Genomic DNA, 23,741 nt, shown 5'->3' with positions numbered 1-23,741 from the left:
GCGCCGAAAGCATCGATTTGAGGGTTCATGACGGATCAATCGCCTGCCAAACCCGCCGGTGTCGCGCCGATCGACGTGTTCGACCGCAAGATCATCGATGTGTTGCGCGCGGAGGGGCGCATCTCCGTCACCGAACTGGCGAAGCGGGTGGGACTGTCGAAGACGCCGTGCCAGGTGCGGATGCGGCGCCTGATCGACCAGGGCTATATTCTGGGCTTTCGCGCGATCGTCGATCCGGCGCGGCTCGGGCTCGACCATATCGCCTTTACCGAGGTGAAGCTGTCCGACACGCGCGAGGCGGCGCTCGACGAGTTCCGCCGCGCGGTGTTGCGGATTCCCGAGGTCGAGGAATGCCACATGATCGCGAGCAGCTTCGACTATCTGCTCAAGGTGCGCACCGCGGACATTCGGCGGTACCGCGAGGTGCTGGGCGAGCGCATCTCGGCCTTGCCGCACGTCGCGAACACGTCGACCTTCGTCGCGATGGAAACGATCCGCGACGCGGGCGTGTGACCTCACCGTTGTCTTCCTTTCACCGATCCTGTCGCCGGGCCGGCAGAACCCAGGGCGGTCCCTCTCGCAGGCGGCAGACGAGAAGAGTCGTGGTCGAGAACCGCGTTTCGTCTTCGGTCCCGCGACCAGGATGACGATGCCAGTCGCGATCCCGCGCGGGCTGGTCTATCCTGTCGCGATGACCATCACCGGTATCGGCCAGACGATCTTGCCCCGGACACAGGGGCGTCTCTCTTACGGCGGCGCGGGCGGTCCGATAGGCGCGAGCTTGATCGGGCGGGCGATCAGCGCGCTCGTGCAAGACCGGCGGGCAAACTGATGGCGGGGGACGATCCGCGCCCCGATCCCGACGCCCTGTTGCGCGCCGCCGCGCAGGAGGGGCGTGGCCGTCTGAAGATCTTCCTCGGCGCGGCCCCCGGCGTCGGCAAGACGTTCGAGATGCTGTCGGAAGGCACGGCGCGGCGGCGCGACGGCGTCGACGTCGTCGTCGCGGTGGTCGAGACGCACGGGCGCGTCGAAACCGAGGCCCTGGTGCGCGGGCAGGAGATCGTGCCGCGCCGTGCCGTCGCCTACGAAGGGCGCACGCTGCACGAAATGGACATCGACGCGGTGCTCGCGCGCAGCCCCCGGCTCGCGCTGGTGGACGAACTCGCGCACACCAACGCGCCAGGCAGCCGGCACCCCAAGCGCTACCAGGACGTCGAGGAGCTGCTCGCGGCGGGCATCGACGTCTATACGACAGTCAACATCCAGCACGTCGAGAGCCTGAACGACGTCGTCGCCAGCTTCACCCGCGTCCGCGTGCGCGAGACGGTGCCCGACCGTATCCTGGAGGCGGCCGAAATCGAAGTCGTCGACATCCCGCCCGACGAGCTGATCGAGCGGCTGAAGGCGGGCAAGGTCTATCTGCCGCAGGAGGCGACGCGCGCGCTGTCGCACTTCTTCTCGAAATCCAACCTGTCGGCGTTGCGCGAACTGGCGCTGCGCCGCGCGGCGCAGGCGGTCGATGCGCAGATGCTCGACCATGTCCGCTCGCTGGGCGTTGGCGGCACCTGGGCGGGCGGCGAGCGTCTTGTCGTCGCGGTCAGCGAATTTCCGGGGGCTGACGAGCTGGTCCGCGCGGCGAAGCGCGCCGCCGACGCGCTGCATGCGCCGTGGACCGCCCTGTTCATCGATACGCCGCGCACCGCGCAATTCGGCGAGGCGCAGCACCGCCGGCTGGCGGCGACGATGACGCTGGCGACGCAATTGGGGGCGGCGGTCGCGACCGTGCCCGCGCCGACCGTGGTCGAGGGTATCCGCGATTTCCTGGCGGATGCGCGTGCGACCCAGCTCGTGGTCGGCAAGTCGAAACGTTCGCGCTGGTTCGAATTGCGCCACGGTTCGGTGGTCGACCAACTGGTGCGCGAGACACCGGGCGTCACCGTCCATGTCCTGCCGGTCGAGGGCTCCGCCACCGGCGATGCGTCGCGTCGTGAGCGGATGGTGCGACCGCGCGGCAGCTGGGGCTCGCCGACGGGTTACGCGGTGACGCTGGCCGGCGTCGCGCTGGTGACGATGCTGGCGAGCGCGCTGTTCCATGTCCTCAACCTCGGCAACGTCGCGCTCCTCTATCTGCTGCCGGTCATGGCGGCGGCAAGCCTCTATGGCCTGCGCACCGGCCTGTTCGCCGGCCTCGCCTCCAGCCTCGCCTACAACTTCTTCTTCCTGCCCCCGGTCGGCACGCTCAGCGTCAGCAATCCCGAAAACGTCGTCTCGATCTTCGTGCTGCTCGGCGTCGCCATCGCGACCAGCCAGCTGACCGCACGCGTCAGGGCGCAAGCGGACCTCGCCGCCGCCAGCGCGCGCGCCAATGCGACGCTGGCGGGTTTCCTCCATCGCCTCGGCGGCATCAACGACCCGGCGGAGGCGGGGCGCGTCATCTGCGACGACATACGTCGGTTGTTCGACGTGCAGGTCGTGCTGCTGACCCCGGCGCCGGGGGGCGGTGGCCTCGCGGTCGCGGCGGCGACCAGCGCCGACTACCGCCTCGAGACGATGGATATGGCCGCGGCGAACTGGGCGTTCGACACCGGCACCCCCGCGGGCAAGGGATCGGCGACGCTCGCGGCGTCGGAATGGCTGTTCCAGCCGCTCAAGGCGGGCGAGCGGACGCTCGCCGTGCTCGGCCTCGCCAGCGACAGCGGCGGTGAGCCGGTGCGCGCGGACCGGCTGCCGCTGCTCACCGGCCTGATCGACCAGGCCGCGCTGGTGCTGGAGCGGCTGCGGCTGGAGGCGGAGATCAGGGACGTCGATGCGGTGCGCACGCGCGACCGGCTGCGCGCGGCGCTGCTCTCGTCGGTCAGCCACGACCTGCGCACGCCGCTGACCGCGGTAATGGCGGCCGCGGCACAGCTTCGCCAGGGCGTCGCGCGCGACGAGGCGCCGGCTTTGGTCGCGACGATCGAGGGAGAGGCAGCGCGGCTCAACCGCTTCGTCGCCAATCTGCTCGACATGGCGCGGGTGGAAGCGGGCGCGCTCAAGCTGCGCGTCGAGCCGATCGACCTGGGCGATGCGGTGACGGGCGCGGCGCATGACGCCCGCCGCGCGCTGGAGGGGCATAACGTCCGCCTCGACGTGCCGCCCGACCTGCCGCTCGTCCGCGCCGATCCGCAATTGCTCCACCATTGCCTGCTCAACCTGCTCGACAATGCCGGGCGCTATGCCGATCCGGGGACGGAGATCGTCGTCGAGGGGCGCCACAGCTACGGGGTGCTGCGCCTGGCGGTGCTCGATCATGGGCCCGGCCTGCCGCCGGGGCACGAGGCGGAGGTGTTCGAGACGTTCCGCCGGCTGGAAGGGTCCGACCGCGCAATCGGCGGCACCGGCCTTGGCCTTGCCATCGTCAAGGCGTTTGCGGAAGCGATGGGGATGGGCGTCGAGGCGGGCAACCGCACGGACGGTACGGGGGCGGCGTTCGCGCTCGTCTTTCCCCATCCGCTGATCGTGCGCGACGTGCCCCTCGAGGATATCTGACATGCCCGCCACCGTCCTGGTCGTCGACGATGAGGTCGCGATCCGCCGCCTGCTCCACAATACGCTCGCTCAGGCGGGGTATCGCGTCGTCGAGGCGCGTGACGGGCGAGACGCACTGGCGGTCGCCGCGGCGGAGCATCCGGACGCGGTGTTGCTCGACCTCGGTCTGCCCGACCGCGACGGGCTCGGCCTCGTGCCCTTGCTGCGCGGCAAGGAGGGGCGCGTGCTGCTCGTCGTGTCCGCGCGCGATGCGACCGAGGAAAAGGTCGCCGCGCTCGACCTCGGCGCGGACGATTACGTCACCAAGCCGTTCGACACCGACGAGCTGCTCGCCCGCCTGCGCGTCGCGCTGCGCCACCGCGGCGGGGCGGGGCGGGCGCCGCAGGTGGTGCGGACGGCGACGTTGACGATCGACCTCGACCGCCGTCTGGTGATGCGCGCAGAGGAGGAGGTGCACCTGACGCGCAAGGAATATGACGTCCTAGCGCAGCTCGCGCAGCATATCGGCCGGGTTGTCACGCACGACCGGATCATCGCCGCCGCCTGGAGCGGCGATGAGGACCCGCGTATCGAATACCTCCGCATCGTCGTGCGCAACCTGCGCCAGAAGCTGGAGGCGCCGCAGCCGGTGGGTAGCGTCATCGCCAACGAACTGGGCGTCGGTTATCGCCTGCGCGCCGAGTGAGCAGGGACATCCGTAAGACAGTCGGGCCGCCGGATGTCGATCGGCTGCGGCGTCAGCGATCCGTCCGGGTGGCGGCGATGCTGCTCCATGCATAAAGCGCGCAGGCGGTCCAGATCAGCGCGAAGGATGCGAGCTGCACCGGGCGGACGGGCTCGCCGAACAGCAGCACGGCCTCGAGGAACTGGAGCGTCGGCGCGATATACTGGAGCAGGCCCATCGTCGTGTAGCGCAGCCGCCGCGCGCCGGCCGCGAACATCAGCAGCGGCGCGGCGGTGATCGGGCCGGCGAGGATCAGCAGCCAGTCGGTCGCCGCGCCATAGCCGGAGGCGGTCGTGCCCCCGTGCCCGAAGGCGGCGGCGCCGCCGTGCGCGGCATGCACCAGCACGCCGATCGCGAACGGCGCGAGCAATGCGGTTTCGACGGTCAGCCCGCCGAGCGCGTCGATCGCCGCAACCTTGCGGATCAGACCGTACAGGCCGAAGCTGAGCGCGAGCACCAGGCTGATCCAGATCGCGCCGCCGCCGGCGATCGCAAGGATCGCGACCCCGACGACCGCGAGCACGATCGCGGCGACCTGCATCCGGCCCAGCCGCTCGCCCAGCACGACAAGGCCCAGCGCGACGTTGACCAGCGGATTGATGAAATACCCCAGGCTCGCCTCGACCAGATGCGCGCTGTCGACCGCCCATATATAGACGAACCAGTTGACCGCGATCAGCGTGGCGCTCGCCGCGAGCGCGAGCAAGGTACGTCCGCGCGCGACCGCCAGGATCGACCGCGACCGGCCGAGCAGCATGACGATGCCGACGAGCAGGATCAACGACCAGACGACGCGATGCGACAGCATCTGGATCGGCGGCACGCCGTCCAGCAGGTGGAAATAGATCGGCAACAGCCCCCAGGCCGCATAGGCGCCGATGCCCAGCATCAGCCCGCCGCGGGTGGTCGATCGGTCCGTGGTTTCGGTCATGACGGGGGCGATGGCGCCTCGCGGCGACGGACACAAGCCGCTCCGGGTGCCGATCGTGACGCGCGGCGGGGTGACAATGTGCGATCACGCCCTATGTCGCGCAGCGATGACCAGCGGCGAGCTTAAAGACCTGTTCCTGTCCACCCTGGTGCGCGAGGCGGGTGGCACGCGCCGCCACTGGCGACTCGTGGTAGGAGACCTGAAAATCTACTCGCTCGACACGCATCCGCATTGCAACTGGAGCGTGACACCGTCGGGATCGTCGGCGGCGACGGGCGAGGTGGAACGGGTCGCGGACGCGCTGCGCGCCCGCCATCCCGTCATACGCGACTGACGGATCGTCCGGGGGAGGGTGGACCGGAAACCGGTCAGCCCAGCGCCTCGGGCTTTGCCAGCGGCAGCGCGACGATATCGGCGAGCCATTCGCGCAAGGCCTTGCGGCCCGCCGGCGTCAGGCCGAGCATCGTGACGCGCCGGTCGCTGGCATCATCGCTGCCCTCCACCAGTCCGCGTTCCTGCAACAGCTTGATCCAGCGCAGGGCCGTGGTGCGCGGCACCCCGGCGGCGGCGCAGCAGGCGTTGGTCGTGACGGTTGCGCCGTTTATGCCCTCGGCGAACAGGAAGAGCAGGATGTCCATGCCGGGATTGGCGAACAGCGCGGGATCGAGCCGGTCGCTCAGCTTGCGGCGCGAAATCACGATGCTGCGCGCCAGATCGGTGAGCGCTGCATCCGCGCCCGCCATATCCGCCAGGACCATGGACGCGGCCCCGTCCGTCGGGCCGCCGTCATTCACGGACGTCAGTTCCCCCGCCGCGCGATAGCGGTGCTCGCTCATGCCCATCGAAGTCCTCCCATATCCGCGAGTGAATAGGGATGGAGGCCGTTAAATCAAGCGCCCTCGGGGACTTGCAGGCGGAGAAGGGTCAGTTTTGATCCGAAACGGGGACGTTGCGATAGCCGTGAAGCTTGGTCGCGAGATCCTGAGCCAGTCCGTCGAGCGTGATCGCGGCGAGTCGCGCCTCGCTGCTGTCTGCGGAGCGCAGCACCTCGGCCATTGCCAGCTGCGCCTGCGTGATGCGGTCGACGGCCTGAAGGCCGTGCATGTGCCGGCGCAACGTAGCGGGATCCGAGGCGAGGTCGAAGGCGAGATCGGAGAGCATACGGGTCAGTTCGACCATCCCGTCCGCCAGCGCGAAGGCCAGCGCGGGTTCGATGCCGCCGCTATGGACGGGATTCGTCTCTTCGCCACGCGCCATGGGCGTCCTCACCGCGAGCATAGTTTCAGGATATTGGCGGACAGCTTGTCCAGCGGAACCGGCTGCGTCGCGAGCTTGCGTTGCAGCGTGAAGCCCTCGGCGCGGTTTTCCGCGGGCACGATGCTGTAGCTGCCGCCGGCCTGGAGCGCGCGCACGCCGGCGTCGCCATCCTCGCCATCGGCACCGAGCAGCAGGCCGATCGCCTCCGTCCCGCACGCCTTCGCGACCGAGGCGAACAGGATCGAGATCGACGGCCGCTCGCCCGCCACCGGATCGCGTGGCAGCATGCGCAGCCTGCCGTTCGGCCAGGCATCGACGACGACGTGCGCGTCACCCGGCGCGGCGAGGTAGATCGTCCCCTGTTCAACCGGCATGCCATCCTCGGCGAGCACGATCCGGGGCGCGATCTCGGCAGCCATCTTGTCGATCAACGTCGCAGCGAGGCCGCCGCCCAGATGCTGGACGACGATCGTCGGCGGACAATTGGCGGGGAAGGTCGCGAACAGGTCGAACATCGTGTTGGTGCTCGCGGCTTCGCCGCCGATCGCGAGCAGGCGCCCGTTCCAGTCGAGCGGCGGCGCCACCGGCGCCTTTACCTTCGCGCCGGACCGGACCATCGCCCCCTTCGCCGCCTTGATCCGCTTGCCCAGCTTGGCGAGGATCTTGTCGAACTCGGCGGCGACCGCGACCTTGGGTTTGGGGAAGCAGTCGATCGCGCCGAGGCGCAGCGCCTCGATCGACGCTTCCGCCCCCGCCTCGGTGCGGGTGGAGAACATGATGACCGGCATCGGCCGCTTTTCCATGATCTCCGCCAGATATTCGAGCCCGCTCATCCCCGGCATCTCGACGTCGAGCGTCATGACGTCGGGGCGAAGGCTCTCGACCATCGCGCGCGCCTCGTCCGCGCCGTCCGCCGAGCCGACGACGACGACGTTCGGGATACGCTCCAGCGCGCCGGAAAGAAGGGCGCGCATCGTCAGGGAATCATCGACGACGAGAACCTTGGTGGCGGCGGCCATGAACTGGATTCCTTACGAGAACGGGTGGAACGGAACGGGTGGTCAGGCGGCTTCGGCGAGTCCGGTGGTGCCCTCTGCCAGGCGCTCGAGCGCGAGGATGAGGATCAACCGCTGGTCGATCGTCGCCAGCCCTTCGAGGAAGCCGGCGGCGGGCGCGTCGCCGATGTCGGGCAACGCCTGCATACCGTCGTCGGGAACCGTGACGATGTCGTTAACCGCATCGACGATCAGGCCCTGCAACTGCTCGCCGATCCTCACGACGATGATGACGTGGCGCGCCGACGGGTCGGTCATCCCCCAGCCCAGGCGGTGCGACAGGTCGAGCACGGGCAGCACGACACCGCGCAGATTGACGACACCGCGCACGTGCGGGGGCACGTTGGGCAGCGGTGTCGCCGGCGACCAGGCGCGGATCTCGCGGATCGCCATGATGTCGACGCCGAGGACCTGGTCGCCGATCTGGAAGGTGATGAGCTGACGGGGCATGGGAGGCTCCTTGGAAGAAAGAGGTGAAGATCAGTGCAAGACGCGGCGGATCGCCGCGGCGAGCTTTTCGGGGTGGAAGGGCTTGACGATCCAGCCGGTCGCGCCCGCGCTGCGCGCACGCTGCTTCTTCTCGTCGGAGCTTTCCGTGGTGAGCACGAGGATCGGCAGGTTGCGATGCCGGTCCTGCTCGCGCACCTTTTCGATCAGGCCGAACCCGTCGAGGCGCGGCATGTTGATGTCGGTGATGAGCAGGTCGGGCGCCGCGCCATCGAGGCGCTCCAGCGCGTGGACGCCGTCCTCGGCCTCCAGCACCTGATAGCCAAGATCGGTGAGCGCGGCGCGCAGCAGCATGCGCATGCTGGGCGAATCGTCCACGGTCATGATGGTGCTGGTCACAGCGGGTCCTTTGCTGGGGAAGGGGGTCGTCATCAGAAGAATTCCACGTCGCCGACGGAGGCCGGCGGTGCTGCGGGTTTGGGCAGGACGATCGGCGTGCGTTCGACCGGCCGCTCGCTGGCGATGCGGCAGCGGGCAAGGCCGAGCGTCGGGCGGAATTCGACGCGGCGCGCGCCGTGCCCGCCGACGTCCTCGCCGACCAGCGCGATACGTTCGTCGCGCAGGAAGCGGCGTGCGAACAGCGCATTGGCGGCGCCGATGTCGCGAAAGCCGTCACGCAGGTTGGCGCCGCCGTACAGGCGCGCCTTGAGATTCGACCGAAGCGCGCCCATCGCCAGCATCGCGTTGATCAGCACTTCCATCGCATAGACGCCGTAACGCTGCATCGATTGCGGATCGGTATCCCCGCTACCCGGTTCGGCGAGCAGGAAGTGGTTGATACCCCCGACCTTGACGACCGGATCGTAGAGGCAGGCCGCGATGCAGCTGCCCAGAACGGTGGTCAGCACCGCCTGCGGATCGTCCGAGACGCGCGTCTCGCCCTGGAGCACGTTGATCCGGACGAGGCCGTCGGCAGCGCGGGGCAGCGGGCTCATGCGCGGCATTCCGTCAGCGCGCGCGCGGCGATGCGCGACAGCGGCAGCTGCGTCTCCACCGCGCCGATCTGCCACGCGACCTGCGGCATGCCATAGACGACACAGCTGTCCTGGTCCTGGCCGATGGTACGCGCGCCGGCGGCGCGCATCGCGTTCAGCCCTTCCGCGCCGTCGGAGCCCATGCCGGTCAGGATGATGCCGACGACATCGCGGTTGGCGGTGCGCGCGATCGAATGGAACAGGCGGTCGACCGACGGGCGATGGCCGCTGACCTTGTCGCCGTCGACCAGCCGGCAGCGGGGCATCGATCCGCCGGTGATCTCCATATGCTGGCCGCCGCCCGGCGCGATGTAGACGTGGCCAGGCGCGAGCGGCGCGCCCGAGCGCGCGACCGAGACGGTCGGCGCGGACAGCCGGTCGAGCCGCGCGGCGAAGGTGGGCACGTAGAGTTCGGGCATGTGCTGGACGATGACGGTCGGCGGGCAGTTCGCCGGAAAGCCGCCGAGCAGCTCGATCAGCGTCTCGACGCCGCCCGTCGACGATCCGATCGCGATCAGCGTGCCGGCGCGCGGGCTATAATCGGCCGGCGCGCTCGGCCTGGCCGGCTCGGCGATACGGGCGCGGCGGCGGCTGCGCGCGGCGGCCTTGACCAGCGCGTTCAGTCCTTCGCCCAGTTCCCCGCCGAAGGCGCGGGTCGGCTTCTGATAGCAATCGAACGCGCCCAGCTCGAGCGCGCGGATCGACGCCTCGGCCCCCTGGCCGGTCAGCGTCGACAGCATCACCACCGGCATGGGGCGCAGGCGCATGATCTTGTCGAGAAAATCGAGGCCGTTCATCCCCGGCATCTCGACGTCGAGCGTGATGACGTCGGGATTGAGCTGCTTGATCATCTCGCGCGCGGCCATCGGGCCGTCGGCGGTGCCGATCACCTCGATCTCGTCGTCCTGCGACAGGCTGTGCGCGATCATCGCGCGCATCGTCGGCGAATCATCGACGATGAGGGTACGGACCGGGGCACGGTTCATGCGCTGACTTTCTGGAACGTGGTGCGGCCGACGCAGGCGAAGCGCGGCGCGACGCTGGCGCTCAGGCGTTCCGAATGGCCGATGTAGAGGAAACCGCCGGGTGCGAGCCGGTCGGCGAGGCGCGACTGCAACCGTTCCTTGGTCGCTTCGTCGAAATAGATCATGACGTTGCGGCAGAAGATCGCGTCGAACGTGCCGCGCATCGGCCAGTCCTCGAGCAGGTTGAGCTTGCGATAGGCGATGCGCTCGCGCAGCAGGGGATCGACCTCCACCTCGCGGTCGACCGGCGTCATCCACAGGCGACGCAGCTCTGCAGGCACGCCCTTGGCGGTATCCTGCGTATAGCGTCCGCGCGCCGCGGTCGCGAGAATCTCGGTCGAAAGGTCGGTCGCGAGGATGCGCAGGTCCGACCGCGCCAGCCGCTGCGCGACGCCGCGCTGGGTACCGCAGATCGCCATCAGCAGCGAATAGGGTTCCTCGCCGCTCGAACAGGCCGCCGACCAGATGCGTACGCGACCGCGGTCGGCGAGCCGCGTCTCGAGCGTCGGCCAGGCGTGTTCGAGGAAATGATCGAAATGGTGCGACTCGCGAAAGAAGCTGGTGTGGTTGGTGGTGAGCGCATCGATCGCGCGCTGCCGCTCCGCCGGATCGACCTCGATCCGCGCGATATAGTCGGTGAAGGTTTGGAGGCCGCACGCCCTGACGCGCGGGGCGAGGCGGCCGTAAACCAGCTGCGCCTTGCCCGGCGGCATCAGGATGCCCGCCTCGGCATAAACGAAGTCCGCGATATGGCGGTGGTCGTCGGGGCCGAAGGCGAATTCGGTCGGGCGCGACGGCGCCGGGGCCGACGGCAGGATGCGCCGCTGCGCGGCCCCGCTCATGCCGCGAGTTCCAGCGTGTGCGCGCCGTGGCGCGGGTCGCGGCGCCAGCGCGACATCAGCGCGTCGACGTCCAGGATCAGCGCCACGCGCCCGTCGCCCAGGATGGTCGCGCCGGCAAGGCCGTGGATCGCCTCGTAATTCGCCTCGAGGCTCTTCACGACGACCTGACGCTGATCCTGGATGGAATCGACCATCAACACCGCCTGGCCATGGTCGGATTCGACCACGATCAGCACCGCCTCGGTCGGGTCCTTGATCGCGCCGCCGATGCCGAGCTGTTCGGCGATGCGGTGGACGGGGACGTAGGCGCCGCGCACGTCGAGCAGCGACGCGGTCGGGCCGAGCACCTTCACCGCCTCGTCGTCGGGACGCAGGCTCTCGACGATATGGCCGAGCGGGATGACGAACGTCTGTTCGCCGACTGTCACGATCATGCCGTCAAGCACCGCCAGCGTCAGCGGCAGCGACAGCGCGAAACTGGACCCCGAGCCGAGCTGCGAGCTGATGCCGATGCGGCCACCCAGCGCCTGGACGTTCTTGCGCACCACATCCATGCCGACGCCGCGGCCGGAAATGTTGGACACGGTCGCCGCGGTCGAGAAGCCGGGCGCGAAGATCAGATTGTCGATCTCTTCCTCGGTCAGGATCGCGTCGGCGGCGATGATGCCGCGCTCGACCGCCTTGGCGCGGACGCGCTTGCGGTCGATGCCGCGGCCGTCGTCGGCGACGGTGATGACGATGCGGCCCGAATGATGCGCGGCCGACAGCGTCACGACGCCCTCCTCGGGCTTGCCCGCTTCCAGCCGTTCCGCCGGGGTTTCGAGCCCGTGGTCGACCGCGTTGCGGATGAGGTGGGTCAGCGGCTCGCCGATCCGCTCGACGACGGTCTTGTCGACCTCGGTCATCTCGCCCTCGATATCCAGGCGGACGCGCTTGCCGGTTTCCACCTCGAGCTCGCGGATGATGCGCGGCACGCGGCTGAACACGGTCTTCATCGGCTGCGCACGGATCGCCATTGTCGATTCCTGCAGCTCGCGCGTCAGGTGATCGAGATCGGTGAGTTCGGAGATACCGCCGAGCTGATGCTCGGACAGGCGCTGCGCCAGCATCGCCTGGGTGATGACCAGTTCGCCGACGAGGTTGACGAGACGGTCGAGCTTGTCGAGGTCGACACGGATCGTCTGCACCGCCGCGGCGGCGGTGCGCGGAGCGGGGCCTTCCGCCGGCAGGACTGTGGCCTGAACCGGCTCGGCGACCGGCACCGCGGCAAGCGGGACCTTGGGCGCGGCCGATGCGGAGGGGGCAGGCGCCGGCGTCGTCGGGGGCGGGGGCGTGGCTGCGACGGGCGCCGCCTCTGCCGCCGCTGCCTCGCTGGCGGGGGTGATGGTCAGCGTGACGTCGGCCATGAACTCGAACACGGCGCGGATATCGTCTTCCGCAACGCTGGCAGGCGCCGTCAGCGTCCAGCCAAGATAGGCGCGTTCGGGGTGAAGCTCGGCGATCGGCGGCAGTGCGGAGAGGTCGCATACGACGACCTCGGCACCGAGCGCGGCGACCTCGCGCAGCAGCAGCAGCGGCTCGCCGCCATGGTCGAGCGCATTGGGGCCCGGCACCAGCGTGATGCGCCAGCCATCCTCCGTCGTGGTATCGCCGGCGGGCGTCGTGCACATCGCGAACAGGTCGTCGAATCCGTCGCCGACCGCCGTGCCGGTGTGGGCAACGATCGCGTCGCCCGTGTCCGCGGTGGGCGACGCGCAAATTTCGAACAGATCGTCGAAATCGCTATCGGCGGCCGGGGCTGCGGGAACGGGTTCGACCGGCGCGGGCGATGCGGCGGCGGTTTCGGGGGCGGGTTCGGGCGCGTGCGCCGCCTCGATCAGGCGGGCGAGCATCGCGGCATCGACGGGCGGCGTGCCGCCTTCGCGTGCCGCGGCGACGTGGTCGGCGAGCATGTCGAACGCGGAAACGATCGTGCCGAGCAGCGCTGGCGTCAGGATCAACGTGCCGTTGCGCACCAGGTCGAGCAACGTTTCATATTCGTGCGTGAACGCCTGCAGCCGCTCATGGCCGAACGCGCCCGCCCCGCCCTTGATCGAATGGACCGAGCGGAAGATCGTGTTGATCGTTTCGGTGTCGTAAGCCCCCTGGCGCACGGCGGCGAAATTGCTCTCCATCGTCGCGAGGCCCTCCTCGCACTCCTGGAAGAAGATCTGCTGGATCTCGTCGAAGTTCATGATCCTCGAATCCTTCAGGCGGAGGGGCAGGCGGTGGGGGCAAGCGCGGCGTCGAGCCGGGCGAGCGCGATCATCCGGGCGAGCGCGTCGCTGGGGTCATCGATGGCAAAGCCGAGGCCGCGCGCCACCGCCGCCGCGCGCGCGGCGGCCAGCACCTGGAGACAGGCCTGGCCGACGCGGGTGACGTCGCTGCCGTCGAGCCGGATCGCCTCGCCCCGGTCGAGGCTGGCGATCAATTGGTGGCGGAGCGGCGAGGCCGCGGAGGTATCGAGCGTGGCGGGAAGCGGATGCGCGGGCATGAGGGGATTCGCTCTTCGGTCTTGAGGGTCAGGCCGCCAGCCGGGTGCCGTTCGCCACCGCGACCTTCGCGGGGCGACGGGCGGCGCCATGACCGGCGGCTGCGGCGGGGCGCCATACATGCCGGATGGCGCGAGGGGTCCCGTCATCGCTCGCCCTGACATCGCGGCGCGTCGGCGCCGTTCGAAGCTTTTGCGATGCGTCATTCATTTGAGGCCCCCCTCGTACATCGTATGTCTGTATCGGACCGGCTTACCTTACAGTGGTTAAAGCGGCCTTAAGGGTGCCGACTGATGCGAACGGCGCCGGCCGGGTCAGAATTCCGACCAGTCGTCCTGTGCCAAGGCGACGGCGGCGTTGCCGTGACGGCGTGTCGGCGTCGCGCGGGCGATGCGGCGACCGGCTTCCGCGGCGCGCTGCTGCAAGTCGTGAACCGGGCTCGCCGACATGGCGGCCGGACGTTCGTTGCCGATCTTGAAGCAGGCGACGTGACGCGCGAGTTCGTCGGCTTCGGCGGAGAGCGATCGCGCGGCGGCGGTCGCCTCCTCGACCATCGCGGCATTCTGCTGCGTCACGCCGTCCATCTCGCTGACTGCGGTGTTGACCTGTTGCAGGCCTGAGGCCTGATTCTCGGCGGCCTTGGCGATTTCGCCGACCAGAGCGCTGATCTCGCCGATGCGGCCGATGATGCGGTTGAGCGCCGCACCCGTCTCGCTGACCAGCTGGACCCCTGCTTCGACCTGCTGTGTCGATGCGGTGATCTTGGTCTTGACGTCCTTCGCCGCATCGGCGGAACGCTGCGCCAGCGCGCGGACTTCGCTGGCGACGACCGCGAATCCCTTGCCCGCGTCTCCGGCACGCGCCGCTTCGACGCCCGCGTTGAGCGCGAGCAGGTTGGTCTGGAACGCGATGCCGTCGATGACGGAGATGATTTCGCCGATCTCGTTCGATGCGCGCTCGATACCGCCCATCGCCTCGACCGCGCGGCGCACGACGTCGCCCGAATGCTCGGCCTCGACACGCGCGTCCTCGACGGCGCTGTTCGCCTTGACGGCGCCTGCGGCGGTCTGGCGTACCGTCGTGGTGATCTCGTCCATCGCGGCGGCGGTTTCCTCGAGGCTCGCGGCCTGCTGCTCGGTGCGCTGCGACAGATCGTCGGAGGCGGCGCGTACGTCGCTGGCGCCGCTGTTGATGCCACTGGTCGCCGCGGCGACCGCGGCCATCGCCTGCGCGACGCCGTCCATCGCACGGTTGTAGTCGACGCGCAGCTGCTCGTAATCGGCCGGATAGGTCGCGGTGATACGATGGGTAAGATCGTTGGCGGCAAGGCGATCGAGCCCCTCGCCAAGCGAGCGGACGACGATCGCCTGGGCCGCACTGGCGGCGCGGACCCGCTCGGCATTGTCGCGGAACACCGCCATCGCCTTGGTCATGCGGCCGACGCAGTCGCCGTTGTCGGTATAGGCGATCGGCGCGTCGAGATCGCCCGCCGCCATCGCCTCCATCCGCACGACCGTATCGACATAAGGGGTGCAGATCAGTCGGCCGGCAAGGATGGTCGTCGCGACGATGGCGACGACCGCCAGCGCGCCCGCCCCGATGAGCAGCGGCGATACGGTGACGCCTACGTTCAGGACCAGGTCCGCACCGATCGCCAGCGCGGCGGCGGCGAGTACCGCTTGCGCGCCGGCGAGCACGCGAAATTTGAGGCGGATCGGCGCCTGTCGTGCGAACCACTGCAACATCATATCCTCCATCCGCGGTCGTGAAGACGACCGTCTGTGGCGCCGATATATCGATTATGGATTTAATATTGCTTACGCCGTCAACTCGTTATGGCGGATGCGGGTGGTGCGTCCGCGCAGCGATGCAGCGTCCCCACGTTTCACGTCGTGACGCGCAGATGACGGTCCTTGCCGGGGCGGCGGTGGGACCGATCATCGTACGGACGAGGGGAAGCGTCAGAATTCCGACCAGTCGTCCTGTGCCAAGGCGACGGCGGCGTTGCCGTGACGGCGCGTCGGCGTCGCGCGGACGATGCGGCGGCCGGCTTCCGCGGCGCGCTGCTGCAGGTCGTGGACCGGGCTCGCCGGCGTGAGTGCAGCAGGCCGCTCGTGCGACACCTTGAAGCGCGTCACCTGCCGGGCGAGCTCGTCCGCCTCGGCCGACAGCGAGCGCGCGGCGGCGGTCGCCTCCTCGACCATCGCGGCATTCTGCTGCGTCACGCCGTCCATTTCGCTGACCGCGGTGTTGACCTGTTGCAGACCCGTCGCCTGGCTTTCCGCGGCCCTGGCGATTTCGCCGACCAGCGCGCTGATCTCGCCGATGCGGCCGATGATCCGGTTGAGCGCCGCACCCGTCTCGCTGACCAGCTGGACGCCGACCTCGACCTGCTGTGTCGACGCGGTGATCTTGGTCTTGACGTCCTTGGCCGCATCGGCGGAGCGCTGCGCGAGCGCGCGCACTTCGCTCGCGACGACGGCAAAGCCCTTGCCCGCGTCGCCTGCGCGCGCCGCCTCGACGCCCGCGTTGAGCGCGAGCAGGTTGGTCTGGAACGCGATGCCGTCGATGACGGAGATTATCTCCGAAATCTCGTTCGATGCGCGTTCGATGCCGCCCATCGCGTCGACTGCGCGGCTGACGATGCCGCCCGATTGTTCCGCCTCGACGCGTGCGTCCTCGACGGCGCTGTTCGCCTTGACCGCCCCTGCGGCGGTCTGGCGCACCGTCGTGGTGATCTCGTCCATCGCGGCCGCCGTCTCCTCCAGGCTCGCGGCCTGCTGCTCGGTACGCTGCGACAGGTCGTCCGACGCATGGCGGATGTCCGCCGAACCGTCGTGGATGTTAGACGCTGCAGCGCTCACTGCGCAGACGGTGTCGTGGATTGCCGCCATCGCGGCGTTGAAATCGGTACGCAGCGTCTCGAACGTCGACGGGAACGGCGCATCGATCCGATAGGCCAGATTGCCCCGCGCCAGTTCGCGCAGGCCGCTGGCGAGCGCTTCGGCCATGATCCGCTGCGCCTCCGCGGTATTCGCCTCTTCCATGTTGCGACGAAATATGCCCATCGCCTGGGTCATGCGGCCGACGCAGTCGCGATTGTCGCTATGCGCGATCGGCGAATCGAGATCGCCGGCTGCCATCGCCTCCATGCGCACGACCGTGTCGACATAGGGCGTGCAGATGCGCCGGCTGGCGAGCATCGTCGTGGCGACCATTGCGGCGACGAGCAGTGCGGCGACCGACGTCGTCATCATCGGCGATAACGCAAAATAGCCCGTCGTCGCGCCGGCGACGGTCGCGACGACGGCAAGGCCCGTGACCCCCTGCGCGCTCGCCAGAACGCGAAATTTGAGACGGATCGGCGCCCGCTTTTCAAACCATTGCAACATCACAGCCTCCTCTTGCTGTGGCCCGCGACAGATCGTCGCGGGGCCGTGCAGCGCGAAGTGCTACAGAATGTTGCTTAATTTCTGGTTGTGGCGGGATTTACCCGTTTTGTGCGGACGGTCCGGGGCGGCGGAGGAAACGCCGTTGCCCGTTTCGCACCGCCTAGAATTCGGACCAATCCTCCTGTGCAATGGCAAGGGCGGCGTTACCCTGATGTCGCGGCGAGCCGGTGCGTGCGATCCGCCGGCCGGCCTCCGCCGCTTGGCGTTGCAGGCCGTGAACCGGGTTCGTCGCAGCCGGAGCGGCGTGATCGCCCTCGATCCTGAAGCGGGCGACCTGGCGCGCGAGCTGGTCCGCCTCGGCCGACAGCGAGCGGGCGGCGGCGGTCGCCTCCTCGACCATCGCGGCATTCTGCTGCGTCACGCCGTCCATCTCGTTGACCGCGGTGTTGACCTGCTGGAGGCCGGTCGCCTGGCTTTCGGCGTTGGTCGCGATGTGTGCGACGAGCGTGCTGATCTCGCCGATCCGGCCGATGATGCGGTTCAGCGCCGCGCCGGTTTCGTTAACCAGTTGCACGCCGGCCTCGACCTGCTCGGTGGAGGCGGTGATCTTGGTCTTCACGTCCTTGGCCGCATCGGCGGAACGCTGCGCGAGGGCGCGGACTTCGCTGGCGACCACCGCGAAGCCCTTGCCGGCGTCCCCGGCGCGCGCCGCCTCGACGCCCGCATTAAGCGCGAGCAGGTTGGTCTGAAACGCGATGCCATCGATGACGGAGATGATCTCGCCGATCTCGTTCGATGCGCGCTGGATGCCGCCCATCGCGTCGACCGCGCGGCTTACGACGTCGCCGGAATGCTCGGCATCGACGCGCGCCTCGGCGACGACGGTGTTCGCCTTGACGGCGCCTGCCGCGGTCTGGCGCACGGTCGCCGTGATCTCGTCCATCGCGGCGGCGGTTTCCTCCAGACTCGCTGCCTGCTGCTCGGTGCGCTGCGACAGATCGTCGGAGGCGGAGCGCACGTCGCTGGCGCCATGATTGATACCGTTCGTGGCGGCCGCGACGGTGAGGATCGCGGTCGACAGGCCGTCCATCGCGCGATTGAAATCGACGCGCAGCTGTTCGTATTCGGCCGGCAGCGCCGTCGTGATCCGATAGGTGAGGTCCCGTGCAGCGAGGCGGTCGAGCCCTTCGCCCAGCGACTGGACGACCTGCTGCTGCGCGACGCTGCCCGCCCGAACCCGTTCGGCATTGTCACGAAACACCACCATCGCGCGCGACATCCGTCCGACACAGTCGCGATGATCCGAATAGCGGATCGCAGTTTCGATATCGCCCGCCGCCAGTCCTTCCATGCGAACCACCGTGTTGACGTAGGGCGCGCAGATCAAATGGCCGCTGACGAGCACGGTCGCGATCGTCAGCGCGATCAGCAGCGCCTGGATCGCGGCGAATGTCAGCCCGTTGCCGGGGGCAGTCGACAGCGCGGCATAGGTCGTCGCGGCGCCGCCCAGCGCGATCGCGGTATGTGTGACCAGCAGGGCACGAAACTTCACCCGGATCGGCGCGTGTTTTTCGAACCAGGACAACATGCGGCGGATACTCCGTATAGGGTCGGGGCAGCGTTTTCTGACGAGAATTCGGCTCTCGTCAGCATTGCCGACCTCGTGTCCGATTTCGACGAATAGTCTGAATATCTCGTTAAACATGCCCATAATGGTTCGATTTCGTACGCGGTTGGCGAGCCCGATGGTTGCGGGCATAGACACCGGCGGGAGACGCGACGATGACCATCATGATGCTAAACGGTATCACCCCCGTGGTGGGACAGGGCGGCTTCGTCGCTCCGGGGGCGCAGGTGATCGGCAACGTGACGCTGGGGGATGAGGCGTCGATCTGGTTCAACGCGGTCGTGCGCGGCGACAACGATCCGATCGTCATCGGCGCGCGGAGCAACGTGCAGGACGCCGCGGTCATCCACGCCGATCCCGGTGTCCCGGCGACGATCGGGCGCGGCGTGACGATCGGCCACCGCGCGATCGTGCATGGCGCGACGATAGGCGACCACAGCCTGATCGGCATGGGTGCGATCGTGCTCAACCGGGCGGAGATCGGTGCTGAAAGCCTGGTCGGCGCCGGCGCGCTGGTCACCGAGGGCAAGGTATTTCCGCCACGCTCGTTGATCGTCGGGTCGCCGGCGCGCGTGGTCCGTACCCTCACCGACGCGGAGGTCGCCGGCCTGCACCTCTCTGCCGCGACCTATGTCGCGAATGCACGGCGTTACGCTGCGGAGCTGGCGGTCCGGGACGCCTAGCGTTCACGGACGTGGAAGCGGGCAGGTACCGCCCCTGTCCAGTTTCGCCGGATCAGACTCTAGCGCCGGATGCGCATTGCGGCGGCGTGGACGAAGGCGGCGGTAGCGTCGGGCTGCGTCACGGGCAGCATGTGGCCACCCGCGACCAGTTGCAGCCGAGCGTCGGGGATGGCGGCGGCGGTCGTTTCGCCGTGCAGCGCCGGCGACAGGATCGCATCGTCGCGGCCGAACAGGATCGATACGGGCAACGCGAGCGTACGATAGCGCGCGACGAAGGCGGGCATGTCGGTGCTCGCGGCGGCGAGATCGGCCGCCGCGGCGGCGATATTGCCCGGCCGCTGCGCCAGCGCGCCGCCACCGCGGGTCGCGAAATCGTCCGGCGCAGGTTCGGGCGAGAAGACTTCCGCCAGCGTCTGTTCGGCGCCGATCCGGCTGAGCGGCGTACCGATCGTCTGTGCCATCAGCCGGCGAAGGCCCGCTGGCATGGCGGCGAGCGCGCGGAAGGCGGCGGGCACCTCTTCCTGATGCTGGGTCAGCGGTGCGATCAGCGCGAGGCCGCCGACCAGTTCGGGTTGCGCGACCGCGAGCGCCAGCGCGACCGCGCCGCCCAAAGAATGGCCGACGACGAGCGGGCGTTCGAGCCCGAGAAAGGCGATCAGCTGGCCGATCATCGCCGCCTGGGCCGCGATATCGGGCTGTATCGCGCCATGCGCGACCGAATAGCCCGACCCCGGTCGGTCGACCAGGATGACGCGGAAGTCGTCGGCGAGCTTCTGCGCCATGGCATAGGAGAAATTGCGCAGCTGGCCGCCAAGGCCGTGGATCATGACGATCGCCGGCTTTCCCGGTGTGCCCAGCGAGACATAGTGGAGCCGGGCACCCTCGACCTCGCGGAACACGCCGTCAGGCGGCACCAGCCGCTCCGCCTCGCGCGCGATCCATTCGGAATAGCCGGCAAGGCCGAACCCCGATGCGGCGACGACCCCGCCGAACAGCGCGCCCAGATTCAGTCGGTCACCACTTGGCATCGCTTGCTCCCGCAACGGTCGAATGCGCAGTGTATACGCGATGCTGCAATTGCGAAAGCGGTCGCCGGCCCGTGCTGGGAGACGGCTCAGGCGGTGGTGACGAAGCCGTCGACCACGGTGACGGGCCATGGCGTCAGCGCCTGACCCACGCACGGACCGCCGACGCAGGCGCCGTCACCGATGCGGAACAGCGCGCCATGCCAGCTACATGCGATGAGATCGCCCGAGGGGCTGAGATAATCGTCGAGCGTCTGCGCCAGCGGGACGCCCGCGTGGGGGCAGCGATCGACATAGCCGACCACCTCCGCACCGCGTCGTACGACGAAGCCGTGAAAGCGCCCGGCCTTCATCTGCAGCACGAAATTGCGCGCCGTGCCATCCGCGAGGTCGGCGAACGGCGCGAGACGCACGCCGGCCGGCGTCGCGGACAGGCGCAGCGTCGCGGTCACGCCGGATCGGCGTCGGGTTGTACGGACGGGTGCGCCGCCTGTACCGCGGGCAGGGCCGCCGCCCGCTCGCCTGCCGCGACGAGCGCGGGGAAGCCGGCGACGTCGACGCCGAAGCGATGCGCGGAATAGAGGGCGGGGACGGTGTAGCAATCGGCGATCGTCGGTGTGCCGCCATAAGCGAAGCCGCGTCCACCCTGCGCGACCATCGCCTCGACCGCGGCGAGGCCGGTCGCGATCCAGTGGCGGTTCCAGTCGGTCACCGCCGCCTCGTCCGCGCCGAATTGCTCGCGCAAGCTCTTATGGACGCGCAGATTGTGGAGCGGATGCGTATCGCCCGCGATCGTCGCGACCAGCGCCCGCACGCGCGCCCTGCCGAAGGCGTCGGCGGGGAGCAGGGGCGGGTCGGGACAGGTTTCGTCGAGCCATTCGATGATCGCGCTCGACTGCGTCAGGATGCGGCCATCGGTCTCCAGCGCGGGCACCAGCTTGGCCGGGTTGAGCGCGGCATAGTCCGCCGATCCTTGCGCGCCGGTGCGCAGGTCGTAATTGACTTGGTCGTATGCCACGCCCTTCAGCGCGAGCGCGATGCGGACGCGATAGGCGGCGCCGGAGCGCCAATAGCCGTGCAGGATCATGGCAGCCTGGCCTTCGGAAAGTCCTTCCACACGGCGTCGTAATCGAGCTGGGCATGGCCGAGCGCGTGGCTCGTCGGCGCGTAGGGCCAGCAGCTTTCGAGCATGAACGCCATCGTCCCGTCGATCTTGTGCGGTTTCAGGTCGGCAGTCGACGCGCCCTGCCAGCTGGCGAGGTCGGGCCCGTGGCCGGCCATCATGTTGTGCAGGCTGATCCCGCCAGGCCGGAAGCCTTCGGCCTTGGCGTCATAGGCGCCGGTGATGAGGCCCATCGCCTCCGACATCACGTTGCGGTGGAACCAGGGCGGGCGGAACGTATTCTCGGCGACCATCCAGCGCGGCGGGAAGATGACGAAATCGGCGTTGGCGCGGCCCGGCACGTCGGATGGCGAGGTCAGCACGGTGAAGATCGACGGATCGGGATGGTCGAAGCTGACCGTATTGATCGTGTTGAACCTCGACAGGTCGTAGCGCCACGGCGCAAGGTTGCCGTGCCACGCGACGACATCGAGCGGGCTGTGGTCGAGCGTCGTCGTCCACAGCGATCCCATGAACTTCTGGATCACCTCGGTCGGTTCGTCGCGATCCTCGAACCAGGCGACGGGCGTCTCGAAGTCGCGCGGATTGGCCAGGCCGTTCGCACCGATCGGCCCGAGATCGGGCAGGCGGAAGAGCGCGCCGTGGTTTTCGGCCAGATAGCCGCGCGCCGCGCCGTCGGGCAGCATGACGCGAAACCGCACGCCGCGCGGCACCAGCGCGATCTGGCTCGGCGCGACGTCGATCCGGCCGAGCTCGGTGTGGAGCGTGATGCGGCCATGTTCGGGGATGAACAGCAATTCGCCGTCGGCATCCATGAAGACGCGGTCGGTCATGTCGCGGTTGGCGGCATAGACGTGGAGCGCGACACCCTCCAGCTCGACCGGATCGCGGTTCGCCATCATGGTGACGAGACCATCGACGAAATCGGTCGGCGCCTCGGGCAGCGGCGCCGGGTCCCAGCGCAGGCGGTTGGGCGCGAGCGGGGCGTCGTCGGTACCGGGGGCGAACAGCTTTGCGCCCGTGTAGCGCCGGTAGGGCGGATGTTCCGCGGTCGGCCGCATCCGGTACAGCCACGACCGGCGGTTCTCATGCCGCGGTGCGGTGAAGGCGGTGCCGGACAGTTGCTCAGCATAGAGGCCGAAGGCGGGCCGCTGTGGAGAATTGCGGCCGATCGGCAGCGCGCCGGGAACGGCCTCCGTCGCGACGTGGTTGCCGAAGCCGGGGATATAGTCGGTCATGGGCTCGTCCTCCTAATCCCCTCTCTCGTTGGGAGAGGGGCAAGCCGCGTCAGCGGCGCGGGGTGAGGGTGGGGGCGGAACGCTGGCGGTTCCTACGGTGGCTCTCACCCCGCCGTGACGTCGGACCCGGCAAAGCCGGGCCCTATGTCCCGGCTCGCCGTGCCGGCCGGTCGCGGCCCGGCGCCTACGCGCCGGCATCCGGCCGACGCTTACGCGTCGACCGTGATGACGCCGCGACGAATCTGATCCAGCTCGATGCTTTCATACAACGCCTGGAAATTGCCGTTGCCGAAGCCCTCATTGCCCTTGCGCTGGATGATCTCGAAGAAGATCGGCCCGACCATCGTCTCGGTGAAAATCTGGAGCAGCAGCCCCTCCTCGCCGACGTTGCCGTCGATCAGGATGCGGTTGCGGCGCAGCCGTTCAAGGTCCTCGCCATGGTTAGGCACGCGCTTGTCGACGAGCTCGTAATAGGTCTCGATCGTGTCCTGAAGCTTGACGCCGCGTGCGCGCAGTTTCTCGACCGTGTCGTAGATATTGTCGGTGGTCAGCGCGAGATGCTGGATGCCCTCGCCGTTGTAATCGCGGATGAACTCCTCGATCTGGCTCTTATCGTCCTGGCTTTCGTTCAGCGGGATGCGGATCGCGCGGTCGGGGGCGATCATCGCCTGGCTGAACAGGCCGGTTGCCTTGCCCTTGATGTCGAAATACTTCTGCTCTTCGAAGCCGAAGATCTGCCCGTAGAATTGCGACCAGACGCGCATCTGACCGCGGCGTACGTTGTGGGTGAGGTGGTCGAGCAGGTCGAGGCCGACGTTGTTCTGCGCTTCCGCCTCGGCGGCGCCGGGCACCTGGTCCCAGGCATCGTAGATCGTGCCGGCCGCGCCATGACGGTCGACGAGGTACAAGAGCGAGCCGCCGATCCCCTCCAGCGCGGGAATGTCGTCCAGCGCCTGGCCGGCGGGGGCGGGCTTCGCACCGCGCGCGATCGCCGCGTCATAGGCCTCGCGCGCATTCTGGACGCGGAACGCCATCGCACTCGCCGACGGGCCGTGCGCCGCGCGGAAATCGGCGGCGTGGCCGCTCTCCTCGCGGTTGATCAGCAGGTTGATCCGCCCCTGCTTGTAGCGGGTGATCGCGCGGGTCGGATGCGTCGAGGCCGCGACGAAGCCCATCGCCTCGAACTGCGCAGCCAGCGTGTCGGGGTCGGGCGAGGTGAATTCGCAGAATTCGAACCCGTCGAGGCCCATCGGATTGACGTCGATATGGTCCATGGAAA

The 23,741-nt window shown here is 68.8% G+C and carries 24 protein-coding genes; 5 read left to right on the top strand and 19 right to left on the bottom strand.

The annotated features are described in order from the left end of the window. Positions 1 to 27 precede the first annotated feature (27 nt). From DM480_RS05480 to DM480_RS05465, 3 genes are all read left to right on the top strand, one after another. On the top strand, positions 28 to 513 hold the full coding sequence (locus tag DM480_RS05480; RefSeq protein WP_115377940.1) for an Lrp/AsnC family transcriptional regulator: 486 nt from the start codon (positions 28 to 30) through the stop codon (positions 511 to 513). A gap of 318 nt (positions 514 to 831) precedes the next feature. Then, positions 832 to 3,528, top strand: coding sequence for a sensor histidine kinase (locus tag DM480_RS05470; RefSeq protein WP_115377938.1), 2,697 nt, complete (start codon positions 832 to 834; stop codon positions 3,526 to 3,528). A gap of 1 nt (position 3,529) precedes the next feature. Next, on the top strand, positions 3,530 to 4,213 hold the full coding sequence (locus DM480_RS05465) for a response regulator transcription factor (RefSeq protein WP_115377937.1): 684 nt from the start codon (positions 3,530 to 3,532) through the stop codon (positions 4,211 to 4,213). 52 nt (positions 4,214 to 4,265) lie between these two features. Here DM480_RS05465 and rarD read toward each other — a convergent pair whose 3' ends face one another. Then, positions 4,266 to 5,183 carry an EamA family transporter RarD gene (rarD, locus tag DM480_RS05460; RefSeq protein ID WP_115377936.1) on the bottom strand — a complete coding sequence of 306 codons (918 nt, stop codon included), beginning with the start codon at positions 5,181 to 5,183 and terminating at the stop codon, positions 4,266 to 4,268. Between the two features lie 106 nt (positions 5,184 to 5,289). Between rarD and DM480_RS05455 the strand changes: the two genes are divergently transcribed. Further along, positions 5,290 to 5,517 (top strand): hypothetical protein, encoded by a 228-nt coding sequence (locus DM480_RS05455; protein WP_115380876.1) that lies wholly within the window; start codon positions 5,290 to 5,292, stop codon positions 5,515 to 5,517. 34 nt (positions 5,518 to 5,551) lie between these two features. Here the strand turns inward: DM480_RS05455 and DM480_RS05450 are convergent, their stop codons facing one another. The 13 genes from DM480_RS05450 to DM480_RS05390 form a co-directional block, all read right to left on the bottom strand. Continuing rightward, on the bottom strand, positions 5,552 to 6,019 hold the full coding sequence (locus DM480_RS05450; RefSeq protein WP_232834132.1) for a MarR family winged helix-turn-helix transcriptional regulator: 468 nt from the start codon (positions 6,017 to 6,019) through the stop codon (positions 5,552 to 5,554). 88 nt (positions 6,020 to 6,107) lie between these two features. Beyond that, complete coding sequence (locus DM480_RS05445) at positions 6,108 to 6,440, bottom strand: hypothetical protein (protein ID WP_115377935.1); 333 nt, start codon at positions 6,438 to 6,440, stop codon at positions 6,108 to 6,110. Positions 6,441 to 6,448: 8 nt separating this feature from the next. Then, the gene (locus tag DM480_RS05440; RefSeq protein WP_115377934.1) at positions 6,449 to 7,459 is read right to left on the bottom strand and encodes a chemotaxis protein CheB; all 1,011 of its coding nucleotides are present in this window, start codon (positions 7,457 to 7,459) and stop codon (positions 6,449 to 6,451) included. 42 nt (positions 7,460 to 7,501) lie between these two features. After that, positions 7,502 to 7,945: a chemotaxis protein CheW gene (locus tag DM480_RS05435; protein WP_115377933.1), complete on the bottom strand. Its 444-nt coding sequence runs from the start codon at positions 7,943 to 7,945 to the stop codon at positions 7,502 to 7,504. Between the two features lie 30 nt (positions 7,946 to 7,975). Continuing rightward, positions 7,976 to 8,341, bottom strand: a complete 366-nt coding sequence (locus tag DM480_RS05430; RefSeq protein WP_115377932.1) for a response regulator — start codon at positions 8,339 to 8,341, stop codon at positions 7,976 to 7,978. A gap of 32 nt (positions 8,342 to 8,373) precedes the next feature. Next, on the bottom strand, positions 8,374 to 8,937 hold the full coding sequence (locus tag DM480_RS05425; RefSeq protein WP_115380872.1) for a chemotaxis protein CheD: 564 nt from the start codon (positions 8,935 to 8,937) through the stop codon (positions 8,374 to 8,376). Then, on the bottom strand, positions 8,934 to 9,962 hold the full coding sequence (locus tag DM480_RS05420) for a protein-glutamate methylesterase/protein-glutamine glutaminase (protein ID WP_198665903.1): 1,029 nt from the start codon (positions 9,960 to 9,962) through the stop codon (positions 8,934 to 8,936). Before DM480_RS05420 ends, DM480_RS05425 begins: the two co-directional genes overlap by 4 nt. Beyond that, complete coding sequence (locus DM480_RS05415; RefSeq protein WP_115377931.1) at positions 9,959 to 10,843, bottom strand: CheR family methyltransferase; 885 nt, start codon at positions 10,841 to 10,843, stop codon at positions 9,959 to 9,961. Before DM480_RS05415 ends, DM480_RS05420 begins: the two co-directional genes overlap by 4 nt. Further along, entirely contained in the window at positions 10,840 to 13,077 is a 2,238-nt protein-coding gene (locus DM480_RS05410; RefSeq protein WP_115377930.1) for a chemotaxis protein CheA, read from the bottom strand. The genes DM480_RS05415 and DM480_RS05410 overlap by 4 nt, the downstream gene beginning before the upstream one ends. 14 nt (positions 13,078 to 13,091) lie before the next feature. Beyond that, a complete protein-coding gene (locus tag DM480_RS05405) occupies positions 13,092 to 13,376 on the bottom strand; it encodes an STAS domain-containing protein (RefSeq protein WP_115377929.1) in 285 nt (94 codons plus the stop codon). 312 nt (positions 13,377 to 13,688) lie between these two features. Further along, positions 13,689 to 15,122 carry a methyl-accepting chemotaxis protein gene (locus tag DM480_RS05400; protein WP_115380868.1) on the bottom strand — a complete coding sequence of 478 codons (1,434 nt, stop codon included), beginning with the start codon at positions 15,120 to 15,122 and terminating at the stop codon, positions 13,689 to 13,691. Between the two features lie 213 nt (positions 15,123 to 15,335). Beyond that, positions 15,336 to 16,766 carry a methyl-accepting chemotaxis protein gene (locus DM480_RS05395; protein WP_115377928.1) on the bottom strand — a complete coding sequence of 477 codons (1,431 nt, stop codon included), beginning with the start codon at positions 16,764 to 16,766 and terminating at the stop codon, positions 15,336 to 15,338. 160 nt (positions 16,767 to 16,926) lie between these two features. Next, positions 16,927 to 18,354: a methyl-accepting chemotaxis protein gene (locus DM480_RS05390; protein WP_115377927.1), complete on the bottom strand. Its 1,428-nt coding sequence runs from the start codon at positions 18,352 to 18,354 to the stop codon at positions 16,927 to 16,929. A 194-nt stretch (positions 18,355 to 18,548) separates the two neighbouring features. Here DM480_RS05390 and DM480_RS05385 point away from each other — a divergent pair, with 194 nt between their 5' ends. Beyond that, a complete protein-coding gene (locus tag DM480_RS05385) occupies positions 18,549 to 19,076 on the top strand; it encodes a gamma carbonic anhydrase family protein (protein ID WP_115377926.1) in 528 nt (175 codons plus the stop codon). A 59-nt stretch (positions 19,077 to 19,135) separates the two neighbouring features. On the opposite strand, the gene DM480_RS05380 is transcribed toward DM480_RS05385, so the two are convergent. From DM480_RS05380 to hppD, 5 genes are all read right to left on the bottom strand, one after another. Continuing rightward, positions 19,136 to 20,104, bottom strand: coding sequence for an alpha/beta fold hydrolase (locus tag DM480_RS05380; protein WP_115377925.1), 969 nt, complete (start codon positions 20,102 to 20,104; stop codon positions 19,136 to 19,138). An 86-nt stretch (positions 20,105 to 20,190) separates the two neighbouring features. Beyond that, positions 20,191 to 20,553: a Rieske (2Fe-2S) protein gene (locus DM480_RS05375; RefSeq protein WP_115377924.1), complete on the bottom strand. Its 363-nt coding sequence runs from the start codon at positions 20,551 to 20,553 to the stop codon at positions 20,191 to 20,193. Continuing rightward, positions 20,550 to 21,188 carry a maleylacetoacetate isomerase gene (gene maiA / locus DM480_RS05370; protein WP_115377923.1) on the bottom strand — a complete coding sequence of 213 codons (639 nt, stop codon included), beginning with the start codon at positions 21,186 to 21,188 and terminating at the stop codon, positions 20,550 to 20,552. Before maiA ends, DM480_RS05375 begins: the two co-directional genes overlap by 4 nt. Next, a complete protein-coding gene (gene hmgA, locus DM480_RS05365) occupies positions 21,185 to 22,462 on the bottom strand; it encodes a homogentisate 1,2-dioxygenase (protein ID WP_115377922.1) in 1,278 nt (425 codons plus the stop codon). The genes maiA and hmgA overlap by 4 nt, the downstream gene beginning before the upstream one ends. A 209-nt stretch (positions 22,463 to 22,671) precedes the next feature. Further along, positions 22,672 to 23,736 carry a 4-hydroxyphenylpyruvate dioxygenase gene (hppD, locus tag DM480_RS05360; protein WP_115377921.1) on the bottom strand — a complete coding sequence of 355 codons (1,065 nt, stop codon included), beginning with the start codon at positions 23,734 to 23,736 and terminating at the stop codon, positions 22,672 to 22,674. Positions 23,737 to 23,741: the final 5 nt, after the last annotated feature.

It is taken from the genome of Sphingomonas sp. FARSPH (assembly GCF_003355005.1).
GTDB lineage: Bacteria > Pseudomonadota > Alphaproteobacteria > Sphingomonadales > Sphingomonadaceae > Sphingomonas.
Note: the sequence above shows the minus strand (reverse complement) of the source record. Positions and strands in the feature narration are given on the sequence as shown.

Bases quoted from the DNA above. Each gene is read 5' to 3' on its own strand.
- DM480_RS05435 (WP_115377933.1), bottom strand. From the start codon at position 7,945: ATGCCCCGTCAGCTCATCACCTTCCAGATCGGCGACCAGGTCCTCGGC.
- DM480_RS05455 (WP_115380876.1), top strand. From the start codon at position 5,290: ATGACCAGCGGCGAGCTTAAAGACCTGTTCCTGTCCACCCTGGTGCGC.
- DM480_RS05425 (WP_115380872.1), bottom strand. From the start codon at position 8,937: ATGAGCCCGCTGCCCCGCGCTGCCGACGGCCTCGTCCGGATCAACGTG.
- DM480_RS05415 (WP_115377931.1), bottom strand. From the start codon at position 10,843: ATGAGCGGGGCCGCGCAGCGGCGCATCCTGCCGTCGGCCCCGGCGCCG.
- DM480_RS05420 (WP_198665903.1), bottom strand. From the start codon at position 9,962: ATGAACCGTGCCCCGGTCCGTACCCTCATCGTCGATGATTCGCCGACG.
- DM480_RS05395 (WP_115377928.1), bottom strand. From the start codon at position 16,766: ATGTTGCAATGGTTTGAAAAGCGGGCGCCGATCCGTCTCAAATTTCGC.
- DM480_RS05410 (WP_115377930.1), bottom strand. From the start codon at position 13,077: ATGAACTTCGACGAGATCCAGCAGATCTTCTTCCAGGAGTGCGAGGAG.
- DM480_RS05465 (WP_115377937.1), top strand. From the start codon at position 3,530: ATGCCCGCCACCGTCCTGGTCGTCGACGATGAGGTCGCGATCCGCCGC.
- maiA (WP_115377923.1), bottom strand. From the start codon at position 21,188: ATGATCCTGCACGGCTATTGGCGCTCCGGCGCCGCCTATCGCGTCCGC.
- hppD (WP_115377921.1), bottom strand. From the start codon at position 23,736: ATGGACCATATCGACGTCAATCCGATGGGCCTCGACGGGTTCGAATTC.
- DM480_RS05470 (WP_115377938.1), top strand. From the start codon at position 832: ATGGCGGGGGACGATCCGCGCCCCGATCCCGACGCCCTGTTGCGCGCC.
- rarD (WP_115377936.1), bottom strand. From the start codon at position 5,183: ATGACCGAAACCACGGACCGATCGACCACCCGCGGCGGGCTGATGCTG.
- DM480_RS05385 (WP_115377926.1), top strand. From the start codon at position 18,549: ATGACCATCATGATGCTAAACGGTATCACCCCCGTGGTGGGACAGGGC.
- DM480_RS05380 (WP_115377925.1), bottom strand. From the start codon at position 20,104: ATGCCAAGTGGTGACCGACTGAATCTGGGCGCGCTGTTCGGCGGGGTC.
- DM480_RS05390 (WP_115377927.1), bottom strand. From the start codon at position 18,354: ATGTTGTCCTGGTTCGAAAAACACGCGCCGATCCGGGTGAAGTTTCGT.
- DM480_RS05445 (WP_115377935.1), bottom strand. From the start codon at position 6,440: ATGGCGCGTGGCGAAGAGACGAATCCCGTCCATAGCGGCGGCATCGAA.
- DM480_RS05450 (WP_232834132.1), bottom strand. From the start codon at position 6,019: ATGAGCGAGCACCGCTATCGCGCGGCGGGGGAACTGACGTCCGTGAAT.
- DM480_RS05400 (WP_115380868.1), bottom strand. From the start codon at position 15,122: ATGATGTTGCAGTGGTTCGCACGACAGGCGCCGATCCGCCTCAAATTT.
- DM480_RS05480 (WP_115377940.1), top strand. From the start codon at position 28: ATGACGGATCAATCGCCTGCCAAACCCGCCGGTGTCGCGCCGATCGAC.
- DM480_RS05440 (WP_115377934.1), bottom strand. From the start codon at position 7,459: ATGGCCGCCGCCACCAAGGTTCTCGTCGTCGATGATTCCCTGACGATG.
- hmgA (WP_115377922.1), bottom strand. From the start codon at position 22,462: ATGACCGACTATATCCCCGGCTTCGGCAACCACGTCGCGACGGAGGCC.
- DM480_RS05405 (WP_115377929.1), bottom strand. From the start codon at position 13,376: ATGCCCGCGCATCCGCTTCCCGCCACGCTCGATACCTCCGCGGCCTCG.